This window comes from Kitasatospora sp. NPDC043949 (assembly GCF_056435365.1).
Map to the genome: position 1 here is coordinate 65,432 of NZ_JBWKEQ010000036.1, position 25,841 is coordinate 91,272.

21 protein-coding genes are annotated in these 25,841 nt (G+C 73.8%); 9 read left to right on the forward strand and 12 right to left on the reverse strand.

Features of this window, described 5'->3' with window-relative positions; genetic code table 11:
• Positions 1-103 precede the first annotated feature (103 nt).
• Complete coding sequence (locus AC07AL_RS26505; RefSeq protein WP_478318412.1) at positions 104-1,090, reverse strand: esterase/lipase family protein; 987 nt, start codon at positions 1,088-1,090, stop codon at positions 104-106.
• A 114-nt stretch (positions 1,091-1,204) separates the two neighbouring features.
• On the opposite strand from AC07AL_RS26505, the gene AC07AL_RS26510 reads away from it, so the two are divergent.
• Complete coding sequence (locus AC07AL_RS26510; protein WP_478318414.1) at positions 1,205-2,635, forward strand: PucR family transcriptional regulator; 1,431 nt, start codon at positions 1,205-1,207, stop codon at positions 2,633-2,635.
• Between the two features lie 51 nt (positions 2,636-2,686).
• Here AC07AL_RS26510 and AC07AL_RS26515 read toward each other — a convergent pair whose 3' ends face one another.
• Positions 2,687-3,442, reverse strand: a complete 756-nt coding sequence (locus tag AC07AL_RS26515) for an acyltransferase (protein ID WP_363588732.1) — start codon at positions 3,440-3,442, stop codon at positions 2,687-2,689.
• A gap of 168 nt (positions 3,443-3,610) precedes the next feature.
• On the opposite strand from AC07AL_RS26515, the gene AC07AL_RS26520 reads away from it, so the two are divergent.
• A complete protein-coding gene (locus AC07AL_RS26520) occupies positions 3,611-4,372 on the forward strand; it encodes a maleylpyruvate isomerase family mycothiol-dependent enzyme (RefSeq protein ID WP_363631559.1) in 762 nt (253 codons plus the stop codon).
• A gap of 144 nt (positions 4,373-4,516) precedes the next feature.
• Here AC07AL_RS26520 and AC07AL_RS26525 read toward each other — a convergent pair whose 3' ends face one another.
• Positions 4,517-5,290, reverse strand: a complete 774-nt coding sequence (locus AC07AL_RS26525) for an enoyl-CoA hydratase family protein (RefSeq protein ID WP_063350153.1) — start codon at positions 5,288-5,290, stop codon at positions 4,517-4,519.
• Positions 5,291-5,459: 169 nt separating this feature from the next.
• Positions 5,460-6,707 (reverse strand): MFS transporter, encoded by a 1,248-nt coding sequence (locus tag AC07AL_RS26530; protein WP_478318416.1) that lies wholly within the window; start codon positions 6,705-6,707, stop codon positions 5,460-5,462.
• Positions 6,708-7,048: 341 nt separating this feature from the next.
• Here AC07AL_RS26530 and AC07AL_RS26535 point away from each other — a divergent pair, with 341 nt between their 5' ends.
• Together AC07AL_RS26535 and AC07AL_RS26540 are read left to right on the forward strand one after the other, a co-directional pair.
• Entirely contained in the window at positions 7,049-8,035 is a 987-nt protein-coding gene (locus AC07AL_RS26535; RefSeq protein WP_400811696.1) for an ArsR/SmtB family transcription factor, read from the forward strand.
• A 210-nt stretch (positions 8,036-8,245) separates the two neighbouring features.
• Positions 8,246-10,549, forward strand: coding sequence for a glycosyl hydrolase family 18 protein (locus AC07AL_RS26540; RefSeq protein ID WP_478318417.1), 2,304 nt, complete (start codon positions 8,246-8,248; stop codon positions 10,547-10,549).
• A 190-nt stretch (positions 10,550-10,739) separates the two neighbouring features.
• Here the strand turns inward: AC07AL_RS26540 and AC07AL_RS26545 are convergent, their stop codons facing one another.
• The gene (locus AC07AL_RS26545; protein WP_478318419.1) at positions 10,740-12,182 is read right to left on the reverse strand and encodes a geranylgeranyl reductase family protein; all 1,443 of its coding nucleotides are present in this window, start codon (positions 12,180-12,182) and stop codon (positions 10,740-10,742) included.
• 262 nt (positions 12,183-12,444) lie between these two features.
• Between AC07AL_RS26545 and AC07AL_RS26550 the strand changes: the two genes are divergently transcribed.
• Positions 12,445-13,809 carry a M20/M25/M40 family metallo-hydrolase gene (locus AC07AL_RS26550; protein ID WP_478318420.1) on the forward strand — a complete coding sequence of 455 codons (1,365 nt, stop codon included), beginning with the start codon at positions 12,445-12,447 and terminating at the stop codon, positions 13,807-13,809.
• Here AC07AL_RS26550 and AC07AL_RS26555 read toward each other — a convergent pair.
• Both AC07AL_RS26555 and AC07AL_RS26560 read right to left on the reverse strand, forming a co-directional pair.
• Positions 13,785-14,624 carry a DUF4184 family protein gene (locus AC07AL_RS26555; protein WP_478318421.1) on the reverse strand — a complete coding sequence of 280 codons (840 nt, stop codon included), beginning with the start codon at positions 14,622-14,624 and terminating at the stop codon, positions 13,785-13,787. The two genes, AC07AL_RS26550 and AC07AL_RS26555, sit on opposite strands and share 25 nt — an antisense overlap.
• Positions 14,625-14,748: 124 nt before the next feature.
• Positions 14,749-15,816, reverse strand: a complete 1,068-nt coding sequence (locus AC07AL_RS26560; protein WP_363588746.1) for an NUDIX hydrolase — start codon at positions 15,814-15,816, stop codon at positions 14,749-14,751.
• Between the two features lie 465 nt (positions 15,817-16,281).
• On the opposite strand from AC07AL_RS26560, the gene AC07AL_RS26565 reads away from it, so the two are divergent.
• Positions 16,282-17,184, forward strand: a complete 903-nt coding sequence (locus AC07AL_RS26565) for a PfkB family carbohydrate kinase (RefSeq protein WP_478318423.1) — start codon at positions 16,282-16,284, stop codon at positions 17,182-17,184.
• A gap of 105 nt (positions 17,185-17,289) precedes the next feature.
• Here AC07AL_RS26565 and AC07AL_RS26570 read toward each other — a convergent pair whose 3' ends face one another.
• The 5 genes from AC07AL_RS26570 to AC07AL_RS26590 form a co-directional block, all read right to left on the reverse strand.
• Positions 17,290-18,225, reverse strand: coding sequence for a C40 family peptidase (locus tag AC07AL_RS26570; protein WP_478318425.1), 936 nt, complete (start codon positions 18,223-18,225; stop codon positions 17,290-17,292).
• Between the two features lie 311 nt (positions 18,226-18,536).
• Positions 18,537-19,955 carry an acyl-CoA synthetase gene (locus tag AC07AL_RS26575; protein ID WP_363631565.1) on the reverse strand — a complete coding sequence of 473 codons (1,419 nt, stop codon included), beginning with the start codon at positions 19,953-19,955 and terminating at the stop codon, positions 18,537-18,539.
• Between the two features lie 180 nt (positions 19,956-20,135).
• Complete coding sequence (locus tag AC07AL_RS26580; protein ID WP_478318426.1) at positions 20,136-21,098, reverse strand: electron transfer flavoprotein subunit alpha/FixB family protein; 963 nt, start codon at positions 21,096-21,098, stop codon at positions 20,136-20,138.
• Positions 21,099-21,143: 45 nt separating this feature from the next.
• On the reverse strand, positions 21,144-21,929 hold the full coding sequence (locus tag AC07AL_RS26585; protein WP_363588756.1) for an electron transfer flavoprotein subunit beta/FixA family protein: 786 nt from the start codon (positions 21,927-21,929) through the stop codon (positions 21,144-21,146).
• Between the two features lie 265 nt (positions 21,930-22,194).
• Entirely contained in the window at positions 22,195-22,596 is a 402-nt protein-coding gene (locus AC07AL_RS26590) for a thioredoxin family protein (protein WP_478318428.1), read from the reverse strand.
• A gap of 214 nt (positions 22,597-22,810) precedes the next feature.
• Between AC07AL_RS26590 and AC07AL_RS26595 the strand changes: the two genes are divergently transcribed.
• From AC07AL_RS26595 to AC07AL_RS26605, 3 genes are all read left to right on the forward strand, one after another.
• Complete coding sequence (locus AC07AL_RS26595) at positions 22,811-23,236, forward strand: DUF4395 domain-containing protein (protein ID WP_478318430.1); 426 nt, start codon at positions 22,811-22,813, stop codon at positions 23,234-23,236.
• Positions 23,237-23,502: 266 nt separating this feature from the next.
• The gene (locus AC07AL_RS26600; RefSeq protein WP_350887852.1) at positions 23,503-24,273 is read left to right on the forward strand and encodes a lysophospholipid acyltransferase family protein; all 771 of its coding nucleotides are present in this window, start codon (positions 23,503-23,505) and stop codon (positions 24,271-24,273) included.
• 205 nt (positions 24,274-24,478) lie between these two features.
• Positions 24,479-25,738 carry a TolB family protein gene (locus tag AC07AL_RS26605; protein WP_478318432.1) on the forward strand — a complete coding sequence of 420 codons (1,260 nt, stop codon included), beginning with the start codon at positions 24,479-24,481 and terminating at the stop codon, positions 25,736-25,738.
• Positions 25,739-25,841 lie beyond the last annotated feature (103 nt).

The following is a 25,841-nucleotide window of genomic DNA, read 5'->3' on the forward strand; positions in this document are numbered from 1 at the left end:
ACGCCCGGGGTGGGGAGACCCCCCCCCCCCCCCCCCCACCCCCCCACCCCCCCCCCCCCCCCCCCCCCCCCCCCCCCCCCCCCGCCGTTCCGACGGGTGCGGATCAGCCGCAGAACACCGGTGTGGCGTGCGCCGGATCCAGGGCGTTGGTCACCAGGTGCAGCGCCGTCGGCGAGAACGCGATCGCCACGTGCTCGGCGAGCGTGATCGGGCAGTGGTTCTGCAGCACCTCGTTGTCGACGGCCGGGCCGGTCAGGAACTGGGTCCGCCACGGGGTGACGACCTCGTCGTACACGGTCGAGATCACCGTGTAGGTCACGCCCGGCACGGTGTCCGAACGGGAGGCCATCGTGCGGTTGAAGTCGGAGCCCACCGCCTGGTCGCGGCAGGCCTGGCAGACGGTGTAGACCAGGTCCGCGACGCCGGGGAAGTACGGCACGAGCTTGGTGATCCCGTCGAGCGTCGTGCCGTGGTTGGACGGCGCCAGGCCGACCAGCCGGCCGACCTTCGCGGCGCCGCCGAGGAACTTCAGGTAGTAGTTCGGCAGCATGCCGCCCTGCGAGTGCCCGACGATGTCGACCTTGGCCGCGCCGGTCGCCTTCAGCACCAGGTCGACGAACCGCCCGAGTTGGGCGGCCGACTCGGGCACCGGGCCCAGGCCGCCGATCGGCAGCAGCAGGCCGCTGCCGCTGGAGGTGACGCCCGGGATGGTGCCGTAGTCGAGCGCGAAGACGCAGTACCCGAGGCCCTTCAGCAGCGGGGAGAGGGCGAGCCAGTTCTCGTAGCGGTTGGCGAAGGTGCCGTGCACGAGGACCACCGGATCGGGGTGCGCGGCGCTCGGGCGGCAGTTCCAGTCGTTGGCGCCGGGCGGCGAGGCCACCGAGTCACCGTCGGGCGGCAGTTCGGCGGAGGCGGCGGCGGGGGTGATGGAGCGGGCGGCGGCGGGCGCGACGGAGGGGGACGTCGCGGCGCTCGCCGGGGCGGCCGACGCGCCGGCCAGCAGCGCGCCCGCCAGGACGGTAGCGCCGATGGCCCCGCCGAGCCTGCGGCGCACGGGAGTTGCGGAGAAGCGGAGAAGTGGGGTTCTCAACTGTTGCCTCCACGGCGGAAGTTTGTTACCAACAGGTAACCCGAGTGGCTCCATCATGCGGTCGCCCCTCCGGCCCGGCCCTTGGGCGTTCCCCAGACCTGGACGGTGTTCTCTGTGACCGGTCACAACGCACCCGCCGCCTCGCCCGGCCGCTCACCCGACGCCACACCCCGCTGCGAGCCGCACTCCGCGCCCACCGCCACCCCCGGCCGCATGCCCGACCGCACACCCGTCCGCGCGCCCGACCACACCGCCGACCGGATGCCCGGCTGGCGCGTCCCGGTGATCGGCGGCCGGCCCGCCGACCAGCGACTCCTGGGCGGTGTAGGCGAGTTGGCCGAGAGCGTGGTCGCCGCACTGCTGGACCGCGTGCCCGTGTACCACCGCCTGCCCCGCGAACAGCTCACCGGCGAACTCACCCGCGACACCGAGCGCCGGATCCGCGCCCTGGCCCACGCCGTCCGCACCGGACTCCCCACCCCCGACGAGGAGTTCGCCGCCGTCCGGGAGGCCGCCGCCCGCCGCGCCGAGGAGGGCCTGCCGCTGGACGCCGTCCTGCTCGCCCACCATCTCGGGCTGGAGGTCTGCTGGGAGTTCGTCACCCGGCACGCCCGCGACGGCGACGCCGCCGACCTGCTCGTCCTCAACCGGCTGCTGCTCGACCAGCTCCGCCAGGCCACCACCGCCGCCGGCGCCGGCTACCTCGACGAACGCCGCCCGGCCGGCGACCGGCACGCAGCCGCCCGGCAGTCGCTGCTCACCGCGCTGCTCGCCGGCGCCCCGGCGGACGAGGCCGCCGCCCGGGCCGGACTCCGACTACCGCCCCGGTACGCCGTCCTGTGCCTGTCCGTCGCCGACCACCCCGACGAGCACGCCCCCGGCGTCGACCCGGGCATCGCCGGCCGCCGCAAGCTCCGCCGGCTCATCGCCGAACTCGACCACCGGACGCGGCAGTCGGCGATCACCGCGCTCACCCCCTCGGGCGGCCTCGCACTCGTCCCGCTCGGCTCGCCCCCGGAGGCCCGGCCGGAGCGAGCGCCCGGGCGACCCGGCACGCCCGCCGAGCTCCCGTGGCAGCACCTGGCCGCCACCGTCGCAGCGGCCGCCCGGGCCGGGGGCGTCCCCGTCCTGGCCGCAGCGGCGGCCGCCGCACCTGGCGAAGTGCCGAGCGCGGCCGCGCTCGCGTACGAAGTCCTGGACGTGGCCCGCGCGTTCGACCGTCCACCCGGCCTGTACCGGCTCGACGACGTCCTGCTCGAATACCAGCTCACCCGCCCCAGCCAGGCCCGCCCCCGGCTCGCCGCACTGCTCGAACCGCTCGCCGACGGCGGCGAGTTGCTCACCACCCTGCGCACCCACCTGGCCGGCGGGCTCAACCGGCGACACACCGCGGGCGCCCTGCACCTGCACCCGAACACCGTCGACTACCGGCTGCGCCGGATCGCCGCCCTCACCGGCCTCGACCCCGCCCGCCCCGCCGACGTCCTGCGGATCACCGCCGCCATCGCCGCCCGAGCCGCCGAACAGGCCCCCGCAGTCCGCTAGGGCGTGTCCGGCCGACGACACCCGCGCCACCGGGACGGCGGCGCGGGTGCATCAGTCCCGCTCCCCCGGCAACCGCAGGTCCCACCCCACCAGGGCCCGCAGTTGCTCCGCCGTCACGCCGTCCGGCACCGGCTGGGGCGCGTCGTGGCGCAGCGGCGGCTGCCAGCCCTCCTCGGCCGTCCACCGGCGGACCACCTTGGCCGGCGCTCCGGCCACCACGCTGTGGTCGGGCACCTCGCCGCGCACCACCGCGCCCGCCGCGACCACCACGTTGCGGCCGATCCGGGCCCCCGGCAGGATCACCGCGCCGGTGCCGATCCAGCTCCCGGCGCCGATCTCCACCGGTTCGTTGCGCGGCCACTGCTTGCCGATCGGCAGGTCGGTGGACCGGTACTCGTGAGCCTGGTCGGAGATGTAGACGCCGGGCCCGGTCCACACGTCGTCGCCGAGGACGATCGACTGGTGGCCCACGATGTGGCTGTCCCGGCCGATCACGCAGCCGCCGCCGATCCGCACGATCGGCTCGGGCCCGAGGTCGAGGCCGGGCAGGAAACCGGCGCTGATGGTGACCCGCTCGCCGATGATCGAGAACGGCCCGATGGTGATCCACTGCTCGTTGAAGACCGCGCCGAGCGGGAACGCCAGTGTCGTACCGTCGCCCAACTCGCCGAACCGGTACGGGCCCGGGCTCTGCCGGGTGACCGCGCCGGTCCGCTGTACCCAGCGCCAGCCCCGGTGGACGAGGCGGCCGGCGGCACGGCGGCCACCGGCTCGGACCGCGGAGAGCAGCGAACGGGTTATCGGCATGAGCTCACGTTACCGGCCCGTAGGGTCCGACCGGCGGCCGGGCGGTCAACATCACACCGGTCCCGCACCCGCCCTGGCCTGCGGCCTCCCACGGCCAGGCCTGGCCCTCCGCCCGGGCGGGTCCGAAAACCGCGACCGACGCCGGGCTCCGGTGCCACACTCCCTCCCATGGAGATCACCGAACACATTGACGCCCTGCGCCGCGAGGGCACCCTGCTCGCCGAGGCCGCCGCCCGGACCGACCTCGCCGCCCCCGTACCGACCTGCCCGGACTGGAACCTGAACGACCTGCTGAGGCACGTCGGGAACGTCCACCGCTGGGCCGCCGCCTACCCCTCCCAGGGCCTGCGCGCGCCCCTCGACGAGGACGGCAGCCGGGCCGTGATCGGGCCGGCGCCGTCCGACGCGGCACTGCTGGACTGGTTCCGCGAAGGCCACGCCGCCCTGGTGGACACGCTCACCCGGGCCCCGGCCGACGTCGAGTGCTGGAGCTTCCTGCCGTCGCCCAGCCCGCTCGGGTTCTGGGCCCGCCGCCAGGCGCACGAGACCGCCGTCCACCGCGCCGACGCCGACGCGGCGGCCGGCACCGAGGGCCCCCGGGTGGACACCGCCCTCGCCCTCGACGGCATCGACGAACTGCTGAGCGGCTTCGTGGCCAGCAGCCGCTCCCGGCTGCGCAGCGAACGGACCCGCACCATCGGGGTCCGGACCACCGACGGCCCCGGCTCCTGGCAGCTGACCATCACCCAGGAGCCGCCGGCCGTCGGCACGGGCGGCGCCGCCGAACCGGCCGACCTCACCCTCACCGGCCCCGCCCACGACCTGTACCTGCTGCTGTGGAACCGGCTCCCGGTCGGACCCGCGCAGGTCGAACTCGACGGCGACGAGGCGCTGCTCGAACTCTGGCGGACCAGCGCGGTCATCGGCTGAGGCCGCGCCGCACGTAGCTCGCGGCGCGCCGCGCGCTGGGAGCGGCCCGGGGTGGAGTGGCCAGGGGTGCGCAGTGGCCCGGGGTGGAGTGGCCTGGGGTGGAGTGGCCAGGGGTGGAGTGGCCCAGGGTGGAGTGGCCCGGGGTCAGCGCACCCAGCGCGCGGGCCGCTTCTCCAGGAACGCCCGCATCCCCTCCTGCGCCTCCGCCGACCCGAACAGCCGCGCCGACAGCTCCACCAGCCCCTCCGCGTCCCGCTCGAAGGACCGCACCACCTCGGCGTTGGCCAGCCGCTTGGACTCCGCCAGCCCCTGCGGGGAGCCCTGGCGCAGCGCGTCCAGCAGGCCCTTCAACGCGACCCCGGTGTCCTCGGCGGACTCGGTGGCGCGGGTGATCAGGCCGATCCGGGCGGCCTCGGCGGCGTCGAAGACCTCGCCGGTGAGGTAGTAGCGGGAGGCGGCGCGCGGGTCCAGCTTGGGGCGCAGCGGCAGCGAGATCACGGCGGGCGCGAGGCCGAGCCGGACCTCGGTGAACGCGAAGGTCGCGGCCGGCCCGGCGAGGGCGAGGTCCGCCGCGCCGATCAGGCCGAGGCCGCCGGCCCGGGCGTGCCCGTCGATCACGGCGATCACCGGCTTGGTGCAGTCGACGATCGCCCGCTGCAGCTCGACCAGGCCGCGCGGGCCGACCGTCGGGTCCGCGCCGGTCGCCTCGGACAGGTCCGCACCCGCGCAGAACACCTTGCCGGTGTGCCCGAGCACCACGGCCCGGACCTCCGGGTCGGCCGCGGCGACCGCCAGACCGGCGTGCAGTTCGGCCATCAGCCGGGTGGAGAGTGCGTTGCGGTTGTGCGGCGAGTCGAGGGTGATCGTGGTGACGGCGTCGGCGGTGGTGACGCGGACGAGGGGCTCTGCGCTGGTCATCGGCGGGGCCTGCCTTCCGGCTGAGGGTGGGTCGGACTGCGGTGCCGCCCGGGTGCCCGGGCCGCGCCCGGACGACTCTGGCACGCCCACCCGCCCCTCGGCCAGAGCCAATCCTGCCCGAGGTGCCGATCGGGATCGAGGCCCTCGCGCCCGTCCGGGAGCGGCCGCGTCACCGGCCCTCGGCGTACCCTCCCCGTCGCCCGGCCCACCGGACGACGGGGCCCATCGCCAGGCCCGCCGCCGCCAGTACCGCGCCCAGGACGACCCAACCGGCCGGACCGAACCCGATCACGGCGGTGCTGACCAACGCCGGACCGGCCATCATCGCCGCCGCCGAACCCGCGTTGTACACGCCCTGATAGGCGCCGTGGTCACGCTCCCCCGCGAGGTCGTAGCTGAGCGCCCAGCCGCCGGCCTGGCCGAACACCTCGCCCAGCGACTGCAACGCGATGCCGCCGAGCACCACCACGGCGGCGACGATCGCGGGCAGGCCGTGCGCGAGGCCGATGACCAGGCACGAGGCGGCGAGCAGCAGCCCCCCGCGGCCGCAGAGCCGGGCGGCCGTCGACCGGTCCTCCGTCCCCCGGGTGGCCCGCACCTGGAGGGCGATCACCAGCAGGGTGTTGACGATCAGGGTGCCCGCGACGGTGATCCGGGGCGCCTCGGTGTCATGGATGATCCACAGCGGCACGCCGACCTCCAGGACGGCGAACTGCAGGGCGAGGACCGCGTTCAGCACCGTCACGACCAGGAACGGGCCGTCCCGCAGCGCCGGATTGCGCCGCTTGCCCCGCCCGGCACCGTCGGCCTCCGGTCCCACGGGCAGCGCGACCGGGGCCGCATGCGCGAGGACGGGGAGACGGTGGAACAGCACGGCGACGACCACGAAGGAGGCGGCGTCGGCCAGAATCGCCGTCAGATAGGCCGGCCTGGTGTCCACCTGGAGCGCGATCGCGCCGACGACCGTACCCAGGCAGAGGCCCACGTTGGTCACCACCCGCAGGTAGGCCCGGCCCGCCACCCGGCGGTCGGGCGGCAGCACCTCGGCGTAGAGCGCGTTCCGTACGGCTGCGGAGCCACGGTCGACGGCCGCGACCCCGCAGGCCAGCACCACGAAGGCCGGATAGCTGTGCGCGAGCGTGTACCCGGCGGTGCCGACCGCCTGCGCCGCGACCAGCACGACCAGCACCGGCCGGGCGCCCCAACGGTCGGCGGCCCGCCCGGCCGGCACGCTCGCGACGACCCCGCACAGGCCGGCGGCGGTCAGCCCGAGCCCCAGCTGGGCGGCGCTCAGACCGAGCACCCGGGTGAAGAACAGCACCGCGACGGACAGGGACAGGCCGCTGCCCATCGTGTTGACCAGGGTGAGCCCGGCCAGCCGCCGGACCATCGGGTCGGGGTGCAGCCGCCGTCGCACGGCGCTGACGAGCCCGCCGCCGGCCTGCGGGCCTGCGGGGCCTCCTGGGTCCGCGACGTCTCCGGGGTCTGCGGTCGTTGCGGCGTTTCCGGTCGTTGCGGTGTCTGCGATCGTTGCGGTGGTTGCGGTGGTTGCGGTGCTTGCGGTGCTTGCCGTGATGGCGGCGCCTCCGGGCATGGCGGGGTCGGGTCCGGACGTCTCCGCCGGCGAGGTGGTGGTCATGTGCTGATCACACCGCCTGGCGGCCCGGGTCCGGTACTCCTTTAGGCTCTGGCTAAAACCACGCGCCCCACGCGCCCCAGCCCCGGCGCCCACGCGCCGCGTCGCAGGAGACCGCCCCCGTGCACCGCTTCACGCTCGGCCTGGCCGACCTCGCCACCACCTGGTTCGCCGTCTCCCCGATCCAGGAGGCCTCGCTCAGCCTGCGCATGTGGACCCACCCCGGCGTCTACCAGCTCCAGACCCCGGCCTTCGAACGGCTCCGGCCCGCCTTCGAACGGCTGGACTCCACGCTGCTGCTGTCACTCATCGCCGGGAACCGCTGGATCCCCGACTTCCTGACGCCCCGCCCGGCCTCGCCCGCCGCCGACTTCCGCACCGAGCTGGCCACCGTCCGCGCGCTGCCGCCGGAGCAGCTGCGCCCCGAACTGGAGCAGGTCTTCCTGCCGCACGGGCGGCCCCTGCCCGCCGCGCTCGCCGCCGGACTGGCCGACCCGGCACGGCTGTTGCAGCGGATCGCCGATGCGCTGGAGGAGTACTGGGAGGTCTGCCTCGCGCCGTCCTGGTGGCCGCAGGCCCGTGCGGTCCTGGACGCCGACCTGGTCTACCGGGCCCGGCTGCTCTCCCGGCACGGCGCGGCGGCGCTCTTCGCCGACCTGGACCACCGGCTGCACTGGGAGGACGGCGTCCTGTCGATCAACCGCCGGTGGACGGACTGGGACGCGGAGACCGCCGTGGACGGCCGCGGCCTCGTCCTCATCCCGACCTTCTTCGCCCGCGGCGCGATCACGATGATCAGCAACGAGCGTGCGCCGCAGATCAGTTACCCGGCGCGCGGCCAGGCGGGCATGGCCGGCCCGGGGACGCCGGTGCCGCCGCGCGCCCTGGAGGCGCTGGTCGGCGCGCCGAAGGCCCGGCTGCTGGCCCTGCTCGCCGAACCCGCCTCCACCACCGACCTCGCCTACCGGCTGGGCGTCACCCCCGGCGCGGTCAGCCAGCACCTGTCCGTCCTCGCCGCCACCGGCCTGGTCACCCGGGCCCGGCACGGCCGCTCGGTGCTGTACCTGCGCAGCCCGCTCGGGGACGAGCTGACGGGGGCGAACAGGTGACGGAGTTCGCCCTCGTCTTCCCCCCGACCGGCCCGCACCACGGCGGCTGGTCCCCCAACTCCCCAGTGGTACAGACCTGTTGACGCATTGGTCCAGTCCTCCTACAGTGCCCATGCCCCGTCTCCCCACGGCGCGGGCACCCATCGCACACGCACCAAGCACCGCGGTTCTACGTCACCCTGTCCAACCCCCACAGCCACAGGGAGAACCATGTCCGCTCGATCCCGGGCCAGGCGCCCGCGCGTGCGCAGCAGACTGCTGGCACTGCTCTCCGTCCTGGTCCTGCCCCTCGCCGCGCTCACCGCGCTGGCCGCCCCGGCGAACGCCGCCGGAAAACTCACCGCCTCCTTCACCACCGCCGACAACGGCTCCTGGTGGCAGGGCACCTACATCGTCCACAACGACAACGCCACCGCCGTGACCGGCTGGACCCTGGAGTTCGACCTGCCGGCCGGCGTCACCATCGGCAACAGCTACAACGGCACCGCCACCGTCAACGGCCGGCACGTCACCGCGACCAACGCGTTCTACAACGCCACCGTCAACGCCCACAGCACCACCGAGCCGTACAGCTTCTGGTTCGTCGGCAACGGCCCGGTCGCCACCCCCACCAACTGCCGCATCAACGGCGACAAGTGCGACGGCACCGCCGACGTCCCACCGTCCGCGCCGGGCACCCCGGCGGTCACCGAGTCCACCGCGCACACGCTCGCCCTGACCTGGCCGGTCGCCACCGGCGGGGACTTCCCGGTGGCCTCCTACGACGTGCTCAACGGCGCCGTCGTGGTCGGCTCCAGCACCACCACCAGCGCCCTGCTCACCGGGCTCACCCCGGCCACCACCTACACGCTGTCCGTCCGGGCCAAGGACAGCCGCGGCAACACCGGACCGCTCAGCGCGCCCGTCACCGCCGCCACCTTCGACCCGTCGACCGACCCGGTCCCGCCCACCGCGCCGACCAACCTCCGGACCACGGCGATCAGTTCGTCGGACGTCACGCTCGCGTGGAACGCCGCGACCGACAACGTCCGGGTCGCCGCGTACGACGTCTACCAGGGCGGCACGCTGGTGGCGACGGTCAGCGGCAGCACCCTGACCGCGACGGTCGGCAGCCTGTCCCCGTCCACCACCTACACGTTCACCGTGAAGGCCCGCGACCCCGCCGACAACGCCTCTCCCGCCTCCGCCCCGCTCACCGCCACCACCTCGGACCTGGTCGGCGCCGGAAAGTACGCCCGGGTCGGCTACTTCGTCCAGTGGGGCATCTACGGCCGCCAGTACTTCGTCAAGAACCTCGACACCTCCGGCAGCGCGGCCAAGCTCGACGTCGTCAACTACGCCTTCGAGAACATCGATCCGGTCAACCTGACCTGTCTGGCGGGCGTCACCAAGGGCACCACCGCCAACCCGCAGGACCCGGACCAGGGCACCGGCGCCGGTGACGCCGACGCCGACTACGCCCGCCCGATGAGCGCCGACCAGTCGGTGGACGGCGTGGCCGACGACGGCTGGGGCAAACTCCGCGGCAACCTCAACCAGTTGAAGAAGCTGAAGGCCAAGTACCCGAACCTGAAGGTGGTCGTCTCACTCGGCGGCTGGACGTACTCCAAGTACTTCTCGGACGTCGCCGCCACCGACGCGTCCCGCCAGAAGTTCGTCAAGTCCTGCCTCGACGTGTGGATCAAGGGCAACCTGCCGGTCTACAACGGCGCCGGCGGCGACGGCGTGGCGGCCGGGATCTTCGACGGCATCGACCTCGACTGGGAGTGGCCCGGCTCCGCCGACGGCCACGCGGGCAACCACTGGAGCGCCAACGACAAGGGCAACCTGACCCTGCTGCTGGCCGAATTCCGCAAGCAGCTCGACGCGTTGGGCGGATCCCACAAGCTGCTCACCGCCTTCACCCCGGCCGACCCGGCGAAGGTCGCCGCGGGCTGGGACCTCACGAAGATCTTCAGCTCGCTGGACATCGCCAACGTCCAGGGCTACGACTTCCACGGCTCCGGCAGCGACAACTCCTGGGAGCCCAACCGCACCGGCCCCCAGGCCAACCTCTACGCCGACCCGAACGACCCGTACAACTTCCACTTCAGCGTGGACGCGGCGGTCCAGACCTACCTCGGCGCCGGGGTCAACCCGCGCAAACTCACCATCGGCTTCCCGTTCTACGGGCGCGGCTGGCAGGGCGTGGCGGACGGCGGCGCCTCCGGCTTGTGGCAGTCCGCGAACGGCGCGGCCCCGGGCCAGTTCAGCGAGGAGGCCGGCACCCGCGGCTACAACAACCTCATCACCGGCGTCCCCAACCTGACCGTGTACCACGACCCCAAGTCCATTGCGACGTACGGCTACACCGGAGCCGGCGGCCAGTGGTGGACCTTCGACGACGCCTGGTCGATCACCCAGAAGACGGCCTACCTCAAGTCGAAGAACCTGCTCGGCGGCATGATCTGGGAGATGTCCGGCGACACCCCCTCCGGCACGCTCATCAACGCACTCGACTCCGGTCTCAAATAGCCGGAGGGCATGGCCCGTTGGGCCGGTAGGGCAGCAAGGGCCGGCGCTCCGAGAACGACGGAGCGCCGGCCCGCGCCTCAGGTGCCTCAAGCGCCTCAAGCGCCTCACGTACCTGACGGGCCTGACGGGCCTGACGGGCCTGACGGGCCTGACGGGCCTGACGGGCCTCCAAGGCCGAATGCGCCTCCCGTCACCGGGACGCCATCGCCGCCAGCTTCCTGGCCGCCCGGTACTGCCGGAGCACCTGCGCGAAGGAGGTGTGCCCCTGGGTGGTCCGGGCGAAGGCCCGCCAGGCCGGCGCCACCAGGCAGACCGCCGCGTGGAACAGGTACGGGCGCCGCTCGAAGGCGCCCAGCAGCTGCTTGCCGGCGCGCATCTCCACTCCCAGCCCGGCCTTGATGGCGAACGCGTAGTTCAACGCCTCGCGCCGCACGTCCGCCGCCTTGCCCGCCTCCGCGACCTTCACCGCCCACTCGCCGGCCAGCCGGCCCGAGCGCAGCGCGTAGGAGATGCCCTCGCGGGTCCACGGCTCCAGCAGTCCGGCCGCGTCCCCGGCGACCAGCACCCGGCCGCGGGAGAGCGGCGAGTCCTCGGCCCGGCAGCGGGTCAGGTGCCCGGACTCCACGCTCGGGGTGAAGCCGGACAGCCCCAACCGCCGGATGTAGTCGGCGAGATACTGCTTGGTCCGCTCGCCGTCGCCGCGCGCCGAGATGACGCCGACGGTCAGACTGCTCGACTCGGTCTTCGGGAACACCCAGCCGTAACTGCCGCGCAGCGGGCCCCAGTCGAGGTGGATCCGGCCCGACCAGTCCGCGGCGACCTGCGGCGGGACGGGGATCTCCGCCTCCAGGCCGAGGTCGATCTGGTCGAAGGTGACACCGACGTGCCGGGCGATCCGACTCGCGCTGCCGTCCGCGCCGACCACCGCGCGCGCCTCGAAGGTGCGCCCGTCGGCGGCCGTCACCAGCGCCGTCCGGTGCTCGCCGCCGCGCTGCTCGACGCCGGTGACGGTCACTCCGGTGACCAGCACCGCCCCGGCCTGCTTGGCCGCCTGCACCAGGCGCAGGTCGAACTCGTCCCGGTTGACCAGGCCGAACAGCATCCGCCGGGACCGACGCGTCCGGGTGAACCGCCCGTCGTAGGCGAAGGTGACGGCGTGCACGCGGTCCTGCAACGGCAGCCGGAAGTCGGGCGGCAGGCTGTCCCGGGACGGGCCGATGATGCCGCCGCCACAGGTCTTGTAACGGGGGTGCTCGGCCTTGTCGAGGAGCAGCACCCGCCGGCCCTGGACGGCGGCGGCGTGCGCGGCCGAGGCTCCGGCCGGTCCGGCGCCGACCACCACGACGTCCCAGACGCCGTCGAGCGGCTCGGGCGCCGACTGACCGACCCTCGGCGCGGTCTCGGCTTCGGCTTCGGTCTCGACCCCAGCCTCGGTCACGGCTTCGAACACCGTCTCGGTCCCGGCCTCGGGCACCGTCCCGGTCTCGGACACCGTCTCGGGCGCCCCCTCGGACGCCTCGCCTGACGGCTGACCTGACGACCGGCCTGACGGCCGTCCGGGTACCTCGGCGTCGAGCGGCGAGACCTCGGTGTCGAGTGGGCTGCGGGAATCGGAGCTTCCGGAGTCAGTCACGTCGAGCAATCCTATGCGTCCGCCGAGCCCGCCGCTGGCCGCGCCGCCCCGAACGCCAGACCGAACCCGGATCGAACCCGGACCGAACTCAGATCGAACCCGGGCCGATCCATCGGGCCGATCCACCAGACGGTGCGCCGGGCGGGATCGCCGGGCAAAACCACCCGATCGGACTGTTCGAGTCCGCCTATGATCGGCGGTACCCAAACCGCCCCCTCCGCCCGCACCACCCCTCGGGCGAAGCCTTCCCCTCGGAGCCCCGATGTCACAGCCGCTGGCCGACGCCGTCCGGTCCCTGATGGACCGTGCCCGCACCGACCTCGCCGAACTGGTCGCCTTCCCCTCGGTCGCCGACCCGCGCCAGTTCCCGGTCGAGGAGTGCGAGAAGGCCGCCCGCTGGGTCGCCGACGCCTTCGCCGCCGAGGGCCTGACCAACGTCCAACTGCTGGACACCCCGGACGGCACCCAGTCCGTCTACGCCGAACTGCCCGGCCCCCAGGGCGCGCCGACCGTGCTGCTCTACTCGCACTACGACGTCCAGCCCCCGCTCGACGAGAGCGCCTGGCTCAGCCCCGCCTTCGAGCTGACCGAGCGTGACAGCCGCTGGTACGGGCGCGGCGCCGCCGACTGCAAGGGCAATATCCTGATGCACCTGACCGCCCTGCGAGCCCTGCGGCAGGTGTACGGCGACGGCTACCCGGTCGGTCTGAAGATCATCGTCGAGGGCTCGGAGGAGCAGGGCACCGGCGGCCTGGAGCGCTACGCCGAGGCCCACCCCGAACTGCTCGCCGCCGACGCCATCATCATCGGCGACACCGGCAACTTCGCCCCCGGCCTGCCCACCGTGACCGCCTCGCTGCGCGGCATGACGGTCGTCGAGGTCGCGGTCACCACCCTGGCCGGCAACCTGCACTCCGGCGCCTTCGGCGGCGCCGCCCCGGACGCGCTGCAGTCGCTGGTCCGGATGCTCGCCTCGCTGCACGACGAGCACGGCGACGTCGCGGTGGCCGGACTGACCGGCGGCCAGACCTGGAGCGGTGTCCAGTACTCGGAGGAGCAGTTCCGCTCCGACGCCAAGGTGCTCGACGGCGTCGCCCTGACCGGCACCGGCACCATCGCCGACCGCCTGTGGGCCCGCCCCGCGATCACCGTCCTCGGCATCGACGCCCCGCCGGTGATCGGCGCCACCTCCTCCGTCCAGGCCGCCGCCAAGGCCCTGGTCAGCCTGCGCGTCCCGCCGGGCAGCGACCCGACCGCCGCCCAGGACGCGCTGGTCGCCCACCTGGAGGCGCAGGTCCCGCTCGGCGCCCGTCTGACCGTCGAACGCCAGGGCACCGGCGCCCCGTTCAACGCCGACACCACCGGCCCGGCGTACGAGGCGATGGGCGAGGCCATGGCCGAGGCCTTCGGCACCGAGATGGTCGCCTCCGGCGAGGGCGGCTCGATCCCGCTCTGCAACACGCTGCGCTCGCTCTACCCGAAGGCCGAGATCGTGCTGATCGGCGTCGAGGAGCCGACCACCCAGATCCACGCGGTCAACGAGAGCGTCGACCCGCAGGAGCTGGAGCGGATGGCCCTCTCCGAGGCCCTGTTCCTCCGCCGCTACGCCGAACTGCGCTCGGTCTGACGCACGTTGGTCCGGGGGCCGCCGTCGGCGGTCCCCGGCACCGGCCGCCCGCCCCGGAACCTGCGGGCGGCACCCGCCACCACCGCGTAACCGACCGCCCCCACCGCGAGCCCGGCCCCGGCGCCGAAGCAGAACTCCGGGATCAGGTTCCGCCGCAGCGGGACCAGCCGGTGCAGCACCCCGACCGCCGTCGCCGCGCCCAGGGCCGCGACGGCGGCGCGGCGCGCCCGGGGAGCGAGTGCCACGGCCGGGCGGACCGGCTCCACGCCCCGCGCCGCCCGCGCCGCCCAGCCCGCCATCGCGGCCAGGGCCAGCGCCGAACTGCCGTACTGCAGCGCCGAGTAGAGCGGAACCGCGGCCACCTCCCGGTCCAGCACCGGCAGCAGCCGGACACCCAGCCGACCTTCGTGGGTGAACGCGTCCCAGCCGACGTGGGTGGTCGCACCGATCGCCGCCGACGCCGCGAACCACGCCGCCCCCGCACCAGCCCCGGCTCCGGCGGGCCGCCGGACCGTCAGTGCCTCGGCCGCGCCCGCCCACCGGTCGGGCAGCAGCGCCACCAGCGGCGCGCGCAGCAGACCGTGCCAGCCGGCCACCAGCGCGCCCGCGATCGCCACGTCCAGCGTCGGCACGGCCCACCAGCGGTGCGTCAGACCGCCGTGGCCGTACACCCCGGGCAGCAGCGACTCGGCGAAGAACGGGACGTCGGGCGCCATCGATCCGGCGACCAGCGCCGAGGCGACCAGCGGCCCGCGCTCCCCGGCGGCGCGCAGCAGGGGCAGGACGGCGGCGGGGTGGCTCAGTGTGAACGGCATGCCCCCATCCTCCCGCCCCTGCCGAGCCATCGGCCAACGGCCTGGGCCATCGGCCAGCGCCTCTGGACAGCGGCCACCGCCTCTGGACGGCCCGGCACCCGGGCTCGTCAGGCATCCCAGGCGGCTACGCCGCGTCCGCCGTGCTGGCCAGGCCGAGCGCGACCCGGCGGCCCGCCTCCAGGTAGCGCAACTCGCCGCTGCGGCGGGCGTCCAGGGCGGCGGCGAGCCGGCGGTAGCGGCTCGGGGGCAGCAGGTCGGCGGCCTCGTCCAGGGTGACGAAGCGCCAGTCGCGCAGCTCCTCCGCCTGGAGCAGCAGGTTCTGGCGGGAGGCGGCGTCCAGTTGGCCGCCGTCGTACATCAGGCGCAGGCCGCCGCGGCGCGGGCCGGTGCGCGGCTCCCAGTCGACGGCGAGCAGGCGCAGCCCGGTCGGGTCGAGCCGCAGGCCCAGTTCCTCGGCGGTCTCGCGCAGGGCCGCGTCGGTGGGGGCCTCGCCGCGTTCGACCACGCCTCCGGGGAAGTCCCAGTCGGGTTTGTAGACGGGGTCGACCAGCAGGACGCGGTCCTGTTCGTCGAAGAACAGGACGGCGGAGGCCACGGTGTCCCCGGTCGGGTCGGGGGTCTGGACGATCGGGCAGCGGGCGGCGCCGACGCGGACCAGTTCGGCGATCCGGTGGGCGGTCTCGCGGGGGGTGAGCTCGCTGGTGTCGAGCATCCGGGCGTCCTCGACCAGCCAGCGCCGGGCGGCCCGGTAGCGGGCCACGTGCTCGAAGCACCACGTGCGGACCCGCTCGCTGGCCTCCGGATCTCCCGGGCACTCGTCGCGGTGGGCGATGCGGTGACGCAGGATCGTTTCTTCTGGGTCCAGGACGAAGTGGTGCACCGCTATGCCGTGGGAGGCGAGGTCGCCGAAGATCTCGTCCCGGTAGTCCTCCCTGAGCAGGGTCATCGGGACCACCAACGGGCCCGCGACCTCACTGAGCAGCGCGGCCGCCGTCTCGGGGACGAGCCGGCGCCAGGCCGCCAGGTCCTGGAAGTCGGACACCGTCGCCAGCCGGTCGGCCGGGAGCATCCGGCGCAGGCCGAAGCCCACCAGCTCGGGATCGAAGAGCACGCTCCCGGGCAGCAGTTCCACCAGCTCGCGGCAGGCACTCGTCTTGCCCGCCCCGAATGTGCCATTGACCCAGACGATCACAACGTCCCCTGCCCTCGACTTGCCCCGATGCCGTTCGCACCGGGCAGCGCCCCCGTCGGCCGAACCAGCGCCACCCGTGGTGGTACCCGCGCCACGCCGCTCCCCATACCTCCCCACCGCGCCCGCCGTTGCGCCCCACTCCGCCCCTTGACAGGGGCATGTGCCCAGGCCAGCCGCCTTCCGGGAGAAATATGTAGACCGGTCTACATCAAAGTTGCACCCTGCTCACACCCTGCGCGCACAGGAAGTCGGCCCGTCCGACTTCCTGTGCGCCATCATCACCCCAGATCACCTCGCATCACCCCCTCCACCCGACTATGTAGACCGACCGACAGATTTCTCCCGGCAATATCTAGACCGGTCTGCATAATTCAGTAGACCGGTCGACATATTCTTCCCCGCGCCCCTCGCGCGCCCCCCGGCGCCCGCTTGCGCCGCGCGCACCCCAGCACGTACAGAGGAACGATGAAGCTGCTCCCAGCCGGCCGCGTCATCGTCATCGGCTCGATCAACGCCGACCGCATCCTCCGCTGCCCCGTCCTCCCCGCCCCCGGCGAGACCGTCCTCGCCACCGCCGCCACCCAGGGGTTCGGCGGCAAGGGCGCGAACCAGGCGGTGGCGGCGGCGCGCATGGGCGCCGCCGTCCACCTGGTCGCGAAGGTCGGGCACGACGCCGACGGCGAAGCCGCGCTCACCGACCTGCGCGGCGCGGAAGTCGAGACGGCCTCCGTGCTCACCCACCCCGACGCGCCGACCGGGCAGGCGATCGTCATGGTCGACCCCGCCGGCGAGAACAGCATCGTCGTCGTCCCCGGCGCCAACGCCCACCTGACCGCCGCCGAGGTCACCGCCGCACTCGCCCGCCTGCACCTGCTCCCCGTCGACGTGCTCCTCACCAGCGGCGAGGTCCCCGAGGAGTGCATCCGAGCGACCGCCGCCGCCCTGCCGGCCGACGGCACCCACTGGGTGCACAACGCCGCCCCGGCCGGCTCGCTCCCCGACACCGGTCCGACCGGGCGCCACCCCCTGGTCGTCGCCAACGCCGTCGAGGCCCGCCAGCTGACCGGTGCCCCCACCGTCGAGGAGGCCGCCCGGGCCCTCGCCCGCCGCGCCGACGGCGTCGTACTCACCCTCGGCGGCGAGGGCGCGCTGGTCGCCACCGAGGGACGGTCGGCCCGACTGCCCGCCCCCGCCGTCCAGGTCGTCGACACCACCGGTGCCGGCGACGTCTTCTGCGGCGCCCTCGCCGCCGGACTCGCCCGCGGCGCCTCCCTCCCCGCCGCGGCCGCCACCGCCGTGGCCGCCGGCGCCTTCGCCGTCACCGCCCTGGGCGCCCGTGGCGCCCTCCCCCGCCCGACCGACCTCTGACCAGCCGCTTCCCGACGGGCCCGGGCGGGCCGGGCTCACCCCCGGTGGGGGCGCCCGGGCCACAACTCCCGAACGCCCCGGCTCACGTGCCTAGCAGCACTCGGCCTACGGCCGCCCCATGTACGACGGGTAGTAGCCGCTGCTGATCCCCGAGATCCGGATCAGCGTGCCCGGCCGCGCCGCCTCGACGTACTGGTTGTTGCCCAGGTAGATCGCCACGTGCTGGATGCCCCGTTTGGTGCCGTTGGGGGACCAGAACAGCAGGTCGCCCCGGCGCAGCTGGCCGGCGCTGATGGGCGTGGTCGCCGCGTACTGGTCGTTGGCCACCCGCGGCAGGTTCACCCCGCCGCGTCGGAAGGCCTGCTGCACGAGGCCCGAGCAGTCGTACCCGTCCGGCCCGTTGCCCGCGGTCCGGAACGGCTTGCCCAGTTGGCTCAGCGCGAACTGCACGGCGGACTCGACGCCCTGGTCCCCCGCCACCGCGCCGGCGGCCGAGCCCGACGAGGACGATCCGGACGACCCGGACGACGACGGGGACCCGTCCCCCGTCCGCGCCACGTACACGTCGTAGTGCGTGGTCCAGCGCCACTCCCCCTTGCTGTTCTTGAACCAGTACCGCGACCCGTCCCAGCCCTGCTTGATCCCCCCGCTCGACTTCGCGCCCGTCGACGGGGCCTTCGCTGCGGAGGAGGATCCGCCCCCCGTCCGCGCCACGTACACGTCGTAGTGCGTGGTCCAGCGCCACTGCCCCTGACTGTTCTTGAACCAGTACCGCGAGCCGTCCCACCCAGCGTGCGCCGGTGCCGACTCGGCGGCGGCGGCGGGGCTGACGCCGGGGCCGACGCCGATCACACCCGCACCGGCCACGATCACGGCCACCATGCCTATCCCCCGACGCACCCGCGCGGCCCGCGAGGGACGGACGGGGCTGACGGGGCTGACGGGGCTGACGGTGGCCGCCCGCTGGTCGACGGTGGTGGCAGCGTGCTGCCCGGTCGGTTCGTCGGCGGCACCCGGCGCGCCGGTGTTGACGGTGGTCATCCTGCTGTCTTCCCTCACTGCTGCGAACTGCCGCCACGGGGGCGGCTGCGGAATCGGCTACGGACACGCACGTCCCGGTGAGACGGCACGCACGGCTCGGCAGACCCCGCCCGGCATGCCACGGCCTCCGGTCGTGCGACCGGGAGCCGCGGCATGCCGGGCGGGGATTCAGTTCTGCCTGCGTGTCACGGTAGGCACGCGTCCGCTCACGGCGCGCAGTGGAGTGAGCCAATGGAAGGGTTCACGGCCGGTGAGCACCGACGGGGTATCAGGGTGAAGGCCAGTCATCGGGCTGCTTGCCCGACGCCCCCTCACCCCTGCTGGTCCGACTCCGCCAGCAGCTGCTTCTTCAGCACCTTTCCCAGCGCGTTCCTGGGCAGTTCGGGCACCAGCACGACCCGGCGCGGCCGCTTGTGCGCGGACAGCCGCTCCGCCACGAAGGCCGTCAGCTGTTCCCCCGTCACGGCGCCGTCCGGGATGACGTACGCGACGACGGCCTGCCCGAGGTCCTCATCCGGCGCACCGACCACCGCCGCGTCGGCGACCGCGGGGTGGTCGCGCAGCGCGGCCTCCACCTCACCGGCGCCGATCCGGTAGCCGCCGCTCTTGATCAGGTCGACGGAGGCGCGACCGACGATCCGGTGGAAGCCGTCCTCACCGATCACGGCGACGTCCCCGGTGCGGAACCAGCCGTCAGCCGTCCAGGCCTCGGCATCCGCGTCGGGCCGGTTGAGGTACCCGCTGAACAGGGTCGGCCCGGCGACCTGCAACTCTCCGACGCTCTCCCCGTCGGAGGGCACCGGAGCGCCGTCCTCGCCGACCAGCCGGGTGCGCACCCCGTCCAGCGGCAGGCCGACGCTGCCGGGCCGGCGCTCGCCGTCCGCCCGGGTGCTGACGGTGATCAGCGACTCGGTCATCCCGTAGCGCTCGATCGGGGCGTGCCCGGTGAGCGCGGCCAGCTTCTCGAACACCGGTACCGGCAGCGGCGCGCTGCCGGAGACCAGCAGCCGGGCCGAGGCCAGCCGACCCGCCGCCCCGGGGTCGGCCGCCACCCGGGACCAGACGGTCGGCACCCCGAAGTACAGGCTGCCGCTCGCGGCCGCGTACCCCTCCGGGGTGGGCCGCCCGGTGTGCACGAGCCGGCTGCCGGTCCGCAGGGCGCCGAGGACGCCGAGGATCAGTCCGTGGACGTGGAACAGCGGCAGGCCGTGGACGAGGGTGTCCTCGGCGGTCCACTGCCAGGCCGCGGCGAGCGCGTCCAGGTCGGCGGCGATCGCCTGGCGCCGGATCACGGCTCCCTTGGGCGCCCCGGTGGTGCCGGAGGTGTAGAGGACGAAGCCGGTGGCGTCCGGCGCGGGCTCGGCGAACGTGGTGGCGGCGCGGTCCGCCGGGTCGACCGGCACCCCCTCCACCTCACCCGGCACCGCGTCGCCCACGGCGTGCGCGAGCAGCACCGCACCCGAGTCGCGCAGGATGTGCTCGCGCTCCTTGGGCCCGGAGTCGGGCGGCAGCGGCACCACGGGCACGCCCGCCAGCAAGCCGCCGACCACGGCGACGACCGTCTCGACGGCGGGCCGGGCGAGCACGGCGAGCGCGGGCGCACCGGCCACCCGGTCGGCGACGGCGGTCGCCGCGCCCAGCAGCTCCTCGCGGGACAGCGCCCGCCCGTCGATCCGCAGCGCGTCCGCCGCGTCCCCGTAGTCGCCCTGAAGTGCGGTCAGCAGTGCCATGCTTCCGTCCTCGCCCTCGTCTCACGCTGTCGCGCCGACTCTACGGGCCGCACCCGGACCGTCCGTGGGCAGCGGTCACCAGCCGCCGCCCACCTGGCTTGTACCGACCTGTGCCGGAAACGCCGGAGGGCGTGGCACCGGGTACCCGGTGCCACGCCCTCCCACTGCCGTGTGCGGGGATCAGCCCTTGCGGGCCTTCACCTCGGCGGTCAGCTGCGGCAGCACGGCGAACAGGTCGCCGACCACGCCGTAGTCGACCAGCTCGAAGATCGGGGCCTCCGGGTCCTTGTTGACGGCCACGATGGTCTTCGAGGTCTGCATGCCCGCCCGGTGCTGGATGGCACCGGAGATGCCAGCCGCGATGTACAGCTGCGGCGAGACCTGCTTGCCGGTCTGGCCGACCTGGTTGCTGTGCGGGTACCAGCCCGCGTCGACGGCGGCACGCGAGGCGCCGACGGCCGCGCCCAGCGCGTCAGCGAGTTCCTCGACGACGCCGAAGCCGGCCGCCTCGCCGACGCCACGGCCGCCCGAGACCACGATCGCGGCCTCGGTCAGCTCCGGACGGCCGGTCGAGACCCGCGGGGTGCGCGAGGTGACCTTGGCCGCGTTGCCGGTGAACTCCACCGCCACGTTCTCCACCGCGCCCGCGCCCGCAACGGCCTCGGGGGCCACCGCGTTCGGCTTGACGGTGATGACCGGCACGCCCTTCGTCACCTTCGACTTCACCTGGAAGGACGCGGCGAACACCGACTGGGTGGCGACCGGGCCACCCTCACCGGCCTCCAGGTCGATGGCGTCGGTGATGATGCCGGAGCCCAGCCGCAGTGCGACGCGGGCGGCGATCTCCTTGCCCTCGCCGGAGGAGGTGACCAGGACGGCGGCGGCGTCGTTGGCCTTGGCGATCTGGGTGAGGGCGTCCACCTTCGGGACGACCAGCTGGTCGGTGAACTCCGCGCCGTCGGCGACGTACACCTTGGCCGCGCCGTACTCGGCGGCCTTGGCCGCGAGGTCGGCGGCGGCAGCACCGGCGCCCAGCACGACCGCGGACGGCTCGCCGATCCGGCGGGCCAGGGTCAGCAGTTCGAGGGCCGGCTTGCGGACCGCACCGTCGGCGTGGTCCAGCAGAACCAGGATCTCAGCCATGATTCGTTGCTCCTGATCGATCGTTGGATGCGCGAACGGGGGGGACTAGATGAACTTCTGGTCGGCGAGGAAGCCGGCGAGCTGCCTGCCGCCCTCGCCCTCGTCCTTGACGACCGTGCCCGCGGTCCGCGCCGGACGCGCCGCCACCGACTCCACCGCCGTCCACGCACCCGCCAGACCGACCTCGTCCGCCCCGATGCCCAGATCGTCCAGATCCAGCGACTGGACCGGCTTCTTCTTCGCCGCCATGATCCCCTTGAACGACGGGTACCGGGCCTCACCCGACTGGTCCGTCACCGACACCACCGCCGGCAGCGCCGCCTCCACCAGCTCCGTCGCCGCGTCACCGTCACGACGGCCCCGCACCACACCGCCCTCGACCGACACCTCCGACAGCAGCGTCACCTGCGCCACACCGAGGCGCTCCGCCAGCAGCGCCGGCAGCACACCCATCGAACCGTCCGTCGACGCCATCCCACCGATCACCAGGTCGAACCCGGTCTTCTCCAGCGCCTTCGCCAGCACCGCCGACGTCCCGATCACATCCGAACCGTGGATGTCCTCGTCGTTCACGTGCACGGCCTTGTCCGCACCCATCGACAGCGCCTTGCGCAGCGCGTCCTTCGCGTCGTCCGGCCCGACCGTCAGCACCGTCACCTCGGCGCCCTCGTTCGCCGCCGCGATCCGCAGCGCCTGCTCCACGCCGTACTCGTCGAGCTCCGACAGAAGGCCGTCCACACCCTCCCGGTCGGTGGTGTGGTCGTCCGCGAACCGACGGTCACCCGTCGCGTCCGGCACGTACTTCACACAGACAACGATCCTCAAGCTCACGGCCTGTCTCCTGTACTGGTCTCGTCCGGCGGCTGCGGCTGTGCAAGCGGGGCGCGAACACGGTGCGCGCCCGCTCCGGGCAGCGGGTTCCCGTGCCGGTCCGGAACTTCCTGGCAGCATACTCGGCAGTAGTCCAGTGGTCACTACTGGCCAGTAGCTTAGGTCGGGCGGCTGCACTTCCGTCTGCGCCCATCCTGCCCCAGGGCAGCCCCGACACCACCTGATCGGACTACATATCCGCCGCAGGATCGCCGGGGCCCCCGGCTCACACCGCCTGGCCGAGCGCCGCGATCACATCCGCCTTGCGCGGCAGTCCGGCCGCCCGGCGCATCACCCGGCCGCCCCCGTCCAGCACCAGGACGGTCGGCGTCCGCAGGATCTCCAGCCGGCGAGCCAGCTCCAGCCGCTCCTCGGCGTCCACCTCGACGTGCGCCACCCCGTCGACCATGCCGGCCACCTCCGCGAGCACCCGGCGGGTGGCCCGGCACGGCTGACAGAACGCCGTCGAGAACTGAACCAGCGTCGCCCGCTCGCCGAGCGCCCCGCCCAGCTCCGCCTCCGACAGCCGTACCGCCCCGCCGTTGGTGCGCACCCTCAGCCTCCCGTCGTGCCGTGCCCGTAGCAGCCCGAAGGTGGTCGCCGGCGCCGACACGACGACGCACACCACCAACCGGCCGTCCCCAGTCTGCGGCAGCGGCCCCGGGCCTCGAAAGGGAGGTCGACCACCGGGCCGGGCCCGCGTACGATCGCCGGGTGGAATCCGACCGCACCGCACCGCCGTTGCTGACCTCCCGCCGCGTCGTCGACCTGGGCCGGGCCACCACCACCCGCTGTCGCTGACGCGCCCCGCCGCCGCCCGTCGCGACCCTCCCGGAGCCCTCGTGCAGATCGATCCCCGCGGTCCCCGCTTCGCCGCCGCGCTCACCTCGGTCGTGCTGGCCGCCGCCCTCATCACCGGCAGTGACGTGCTGCTGGCCGTCCAGGCCCTCGTCTTCGCACTCGGCGCGTTCGGCGGCTTGCGGCTCTCCCCCTACGGCTGGCTCTACCAGACCTTCCTCCTCCCCCGACTGGCCCCGCCCTCCGAGACCGAGGACGAGCGGCCACCCCGCTTCGCGCAGGGAGTCGGCCTGGTGTTCGCCACCGTCGGCGCCCTCGGCTTCCTCACCGGGGTGGCCTGGCTCGGCCTACTGGCCACGGCCTTCGCCCTGGCGGCGGCCTTCCTCAACGCCGCGTTCGGCTACTGCCTCGGCCGTGAGGTCTACCCCTTCGTCCGCCGCGCCCAGGGGCGCCTCGGCGCCGGAGCCTAGCCACCCCTTGGGCCCCCTGGGCCTCCGGGACGGACCGGGCCTCCAGGTCGCCGGGGAGGGAAAAGTTCCCACCCGAACTCATCACGGAGATCACACCGCGAATATCCGCTTGACCGCACGGCTCAGGTGACAGCAGGCACTCGTTCGGGGGATCATCTCCGTGAATCACCCGTGACCGCCGCGGCGTGCCGCGCTCCGGTCGGCCCCGCTCAGCGACGCGGGTACCCGCCGTACCGGGCTCCGGCCCGTGGAAGTCAGGACTGACCGTGGCAGAGTTCGTGTACCCGCCGGTGATCGGCGCCGCACTCACCGCCTTCCGTGCGCTCGACGTGCGGATCAAGATCGTAGGCGCCGAGAACATCCCCGCCAGGGGCGGAGCCGTACTGGTCAGCAATCACATCAGCTACCTGGACTTCCTCTTCGCCGGCCTCGGCGCCTACCGCGGCGGCAAGCGCAAGACCCGCTTCATGGCCAAGGACGACGTCTTCAAGCACCGGGTCTCCGGCCCGCTGATGCGCGGCATGAAGCACATCCCGGTCGACCGCACCGACGGGCAGCCCGCGTACGAGGCCGCCGTGCGCGCCCTCAAGGCCGGCGAGGTCGTCGGGGTGTTCCCCGAAGCGACCATCAGCCGCTCGTTCATGCTGAAGAAGTTCAAGACCGGCGCCGCCCGGATGGCCGCCGACTCCGGCACCCCGCTGCTGCCCGTCATCCTCTGGGGCACCCAGCAGCTCTGGACCAAGGGCCGTCCGAAGACCCTGACCAAGCGCCACGTCCCCGTCACCATCATGATCGGCGAACCGATTCACCTCGGCCCGAACGACAAGCCCGTCATGGTCACCAGGCGGCTGCGCGCGGCCATGAGCGAGATGCTCGACCAGGCCCAGCGCGAGTACCCCGGCAAGCCCTCCGGCCCGGACGACACCTGGTGGCTGCCCACCCACCTCGACGGCACCGCGCCCACCCTGGAGGTCGCCGAGGCCGAGGACGAGGCGGAGGCCCTCGCCAAGGCCGAGCGCCGCGCCGCCCGGGGCTGACCAGCCCCGCCCCGGTTCCACCCCGCGCCGCCCTCCCGAGACCTTCTACTCCGTGTGACCGACCGAACGCCAGGCGTCGCGTGTCGCCCGGTCGCCGACGCTCCCCGTCTGACACAGTGACAGCCCCTTTGAGGGGCCTTCGTCCTGCATCGGAGACGGAGCGAACGCCGGAGAGGTCGGAAAGGTCGGAGCGGATATGACACGGATGACCCGCACACGGCAGTCCCCCAGGTCCACACCCGAGGCCCGCACCCGCGCCAGCGCCGGTGCGGGCCTTCTGCTGCTGAGCGCCCTGCTGACCGGGTGCGGCGCCGAACCCGGTGAGATCCCCCTGTCCGAGATCCAGGCGGACGCCCCCTCCACCGCAGCCGAGTCGACGACCGCCGCCGCGAGCCCCGGCGTGGTCGGCGCCGCCGCCGGAACGCCTGCGGCCACCGCACACAACGGTCTGATCGTCGGCGGGGTCTTCCTCAACACCGCCCGCACCACCAGCGCCATCGTCACCCTCGCACCCGACGGCACCGGTTGGCACCAGGTCACCCAGCCGCCCGACCGCACCCGCGACGACCGCCCCGACTGGTCCCCGGACGGCAGCACGATCACCTTCGACCGGACCGACCCACGAAGCGGCGCCGCCCGCCTCTGGACGGTCTCCACCAACGGCGACGGCGCCCACCAGATCGACCAGCTCTGCGAGACCGGCACCGCCGACTGCACCAACGAGGACGAACGCGCCCCCGCCTACTCACCCAACGGCAAGCAACTCGCCTTCAGCCGCTCCTGGGGCGCCCTCGACCCGGCCGACAGAAACCAGATCCAGTACTCGGACCTCTACCTGATGAGCCCCGACGGCACCGACGTCCAGCGGCTCACCTTCCTCACCAACGACAAGCCGTACTCCGGGCAGGTCAGCAACCCCAGTTGGTCCCCCGACGGCAAGCAGCTCACCTTCGAGTACCGCACCGGTGCCACCGGTCAGCCCGCCAACAGCCGCGCCATCTACGTCGTCGCCGCGGACGGCACCGGGTTGCGGCAGCTCACCCCCTGGGAACTGCGCGCCGGAGACCGCGCCAACTGGTCCCCCGACGGCACCCAGATCCTCTTCACCACCTACCCGGCCGGCCGCACCGACGCCCCCGGCGGCGGCATCTACACCGTCCACCCCGACGGCACCGCCATCGGCGCGCTGACCCCCGCCCCATCCAACGTCTTCTACGGCACCGCGTCCTACGCGCCCGACGGCAAGTCCATCGTGTTCGCCGAGGCCCCCGCCGGCTCCGAGGCCGACCTCTACACCATGCGGCCGGACGGGACGGGCATCGCCCGGCTCACCAACGACAGGGACGCCTGGCTGACCCGGCCGGCGTGGGGAACGGCGGCGGTACCACCTCAACCCGATGGCCGGGCATCAGCCCAGGCACAATCGCGGCCGTGGGAAGAGGACGAGGAACTCCAGGACGAGTGAATCACAACGCAGAGAACCCCCATCCGGTTTCCCGGATGGGGGTTCTCTGTGAATGATTGTTCGGCGGCGTCCTACTCTCCCACAGGGTCCCCCCTGCAGTACC

Coding starts and splice junctions, on each gene's coding strand:
- AC07AL_RS26515 (WP_363588732.1), bottom strand. CDS start 3,442: ATGCCGATAACCCGTTCGCTGCTCTCCGCGGTCCGAGCCGGTGGCCGC.
- AC07AL_RS26520 (WP_363631559.1), top strand. CDS start 3,611: ATGGAGATCACCGAACACATTGACGCCCTGCGCCGCGAGGGCACCCTG.
- AC07AL_RS26525 (WP_063350153.1), bottom strand. CDS start 5,290: ATGACCAGCGCAGAGCCCCTCGTCCGCGTCACCACCGCCGACGCCGTC.
- AC07AL_RS26540 (WP_478318417.1), top strand. CDS start 8,246: ATGTCCGCTCGATCCCGGGCCAGGCGCCCGCGCGTGCGCAGCAGACTG.
- AC07AL_RS26550 (WP_478318420.1), top strand. CDS start 12,445: ATGTCACAGCCGCTGGCCGACGCCGTCCGGTCCCTGATGGACCGTGCC.
- AC07AL_RS26555 (WP_478318421.1), bottom strand. CDS start 14,624: ATGCCGTTCACACTGAGCCACCCCGCCGCCGTCCTGCCCCTGCTGCGC.
- AC07AL_RS26565 (WP_478318423.1), top strand. CDS start 16,282: ATGAAGCTGCTCCCAGCCGGCCGCGTCATCGTCATCGGCTCGATCAAC.
- AC07AL_RS26570 (WP_478318425.1), bottom strand. CDS start 18,225: ATGACCACCGTCAACACCGGCGCGCCGGGTGCCGCCGACGAACCGACC.
- AC07AL_RS26575 (WP_363631565.1), bottom strand. CDS start 19,955: ATGGCACTGCTGACCGCACTTCAGGGCGACTACGGGGACGCGGCGGAC.
- AC07AL_RS26580 (WP_478318426.1), bottom strand. CDS start 21,098: ATGGCTGAGATCCTGGTTCTGCTGGACCACGCCGACGGTGCGGTCCGC.
- AC07AL_RS26605 (WP_478318432.1), top strand. CDS start 24,479: ATGACCCGCACACGGCAGTCCCCCAGGTCCACACCCGAGGCCCGCACC.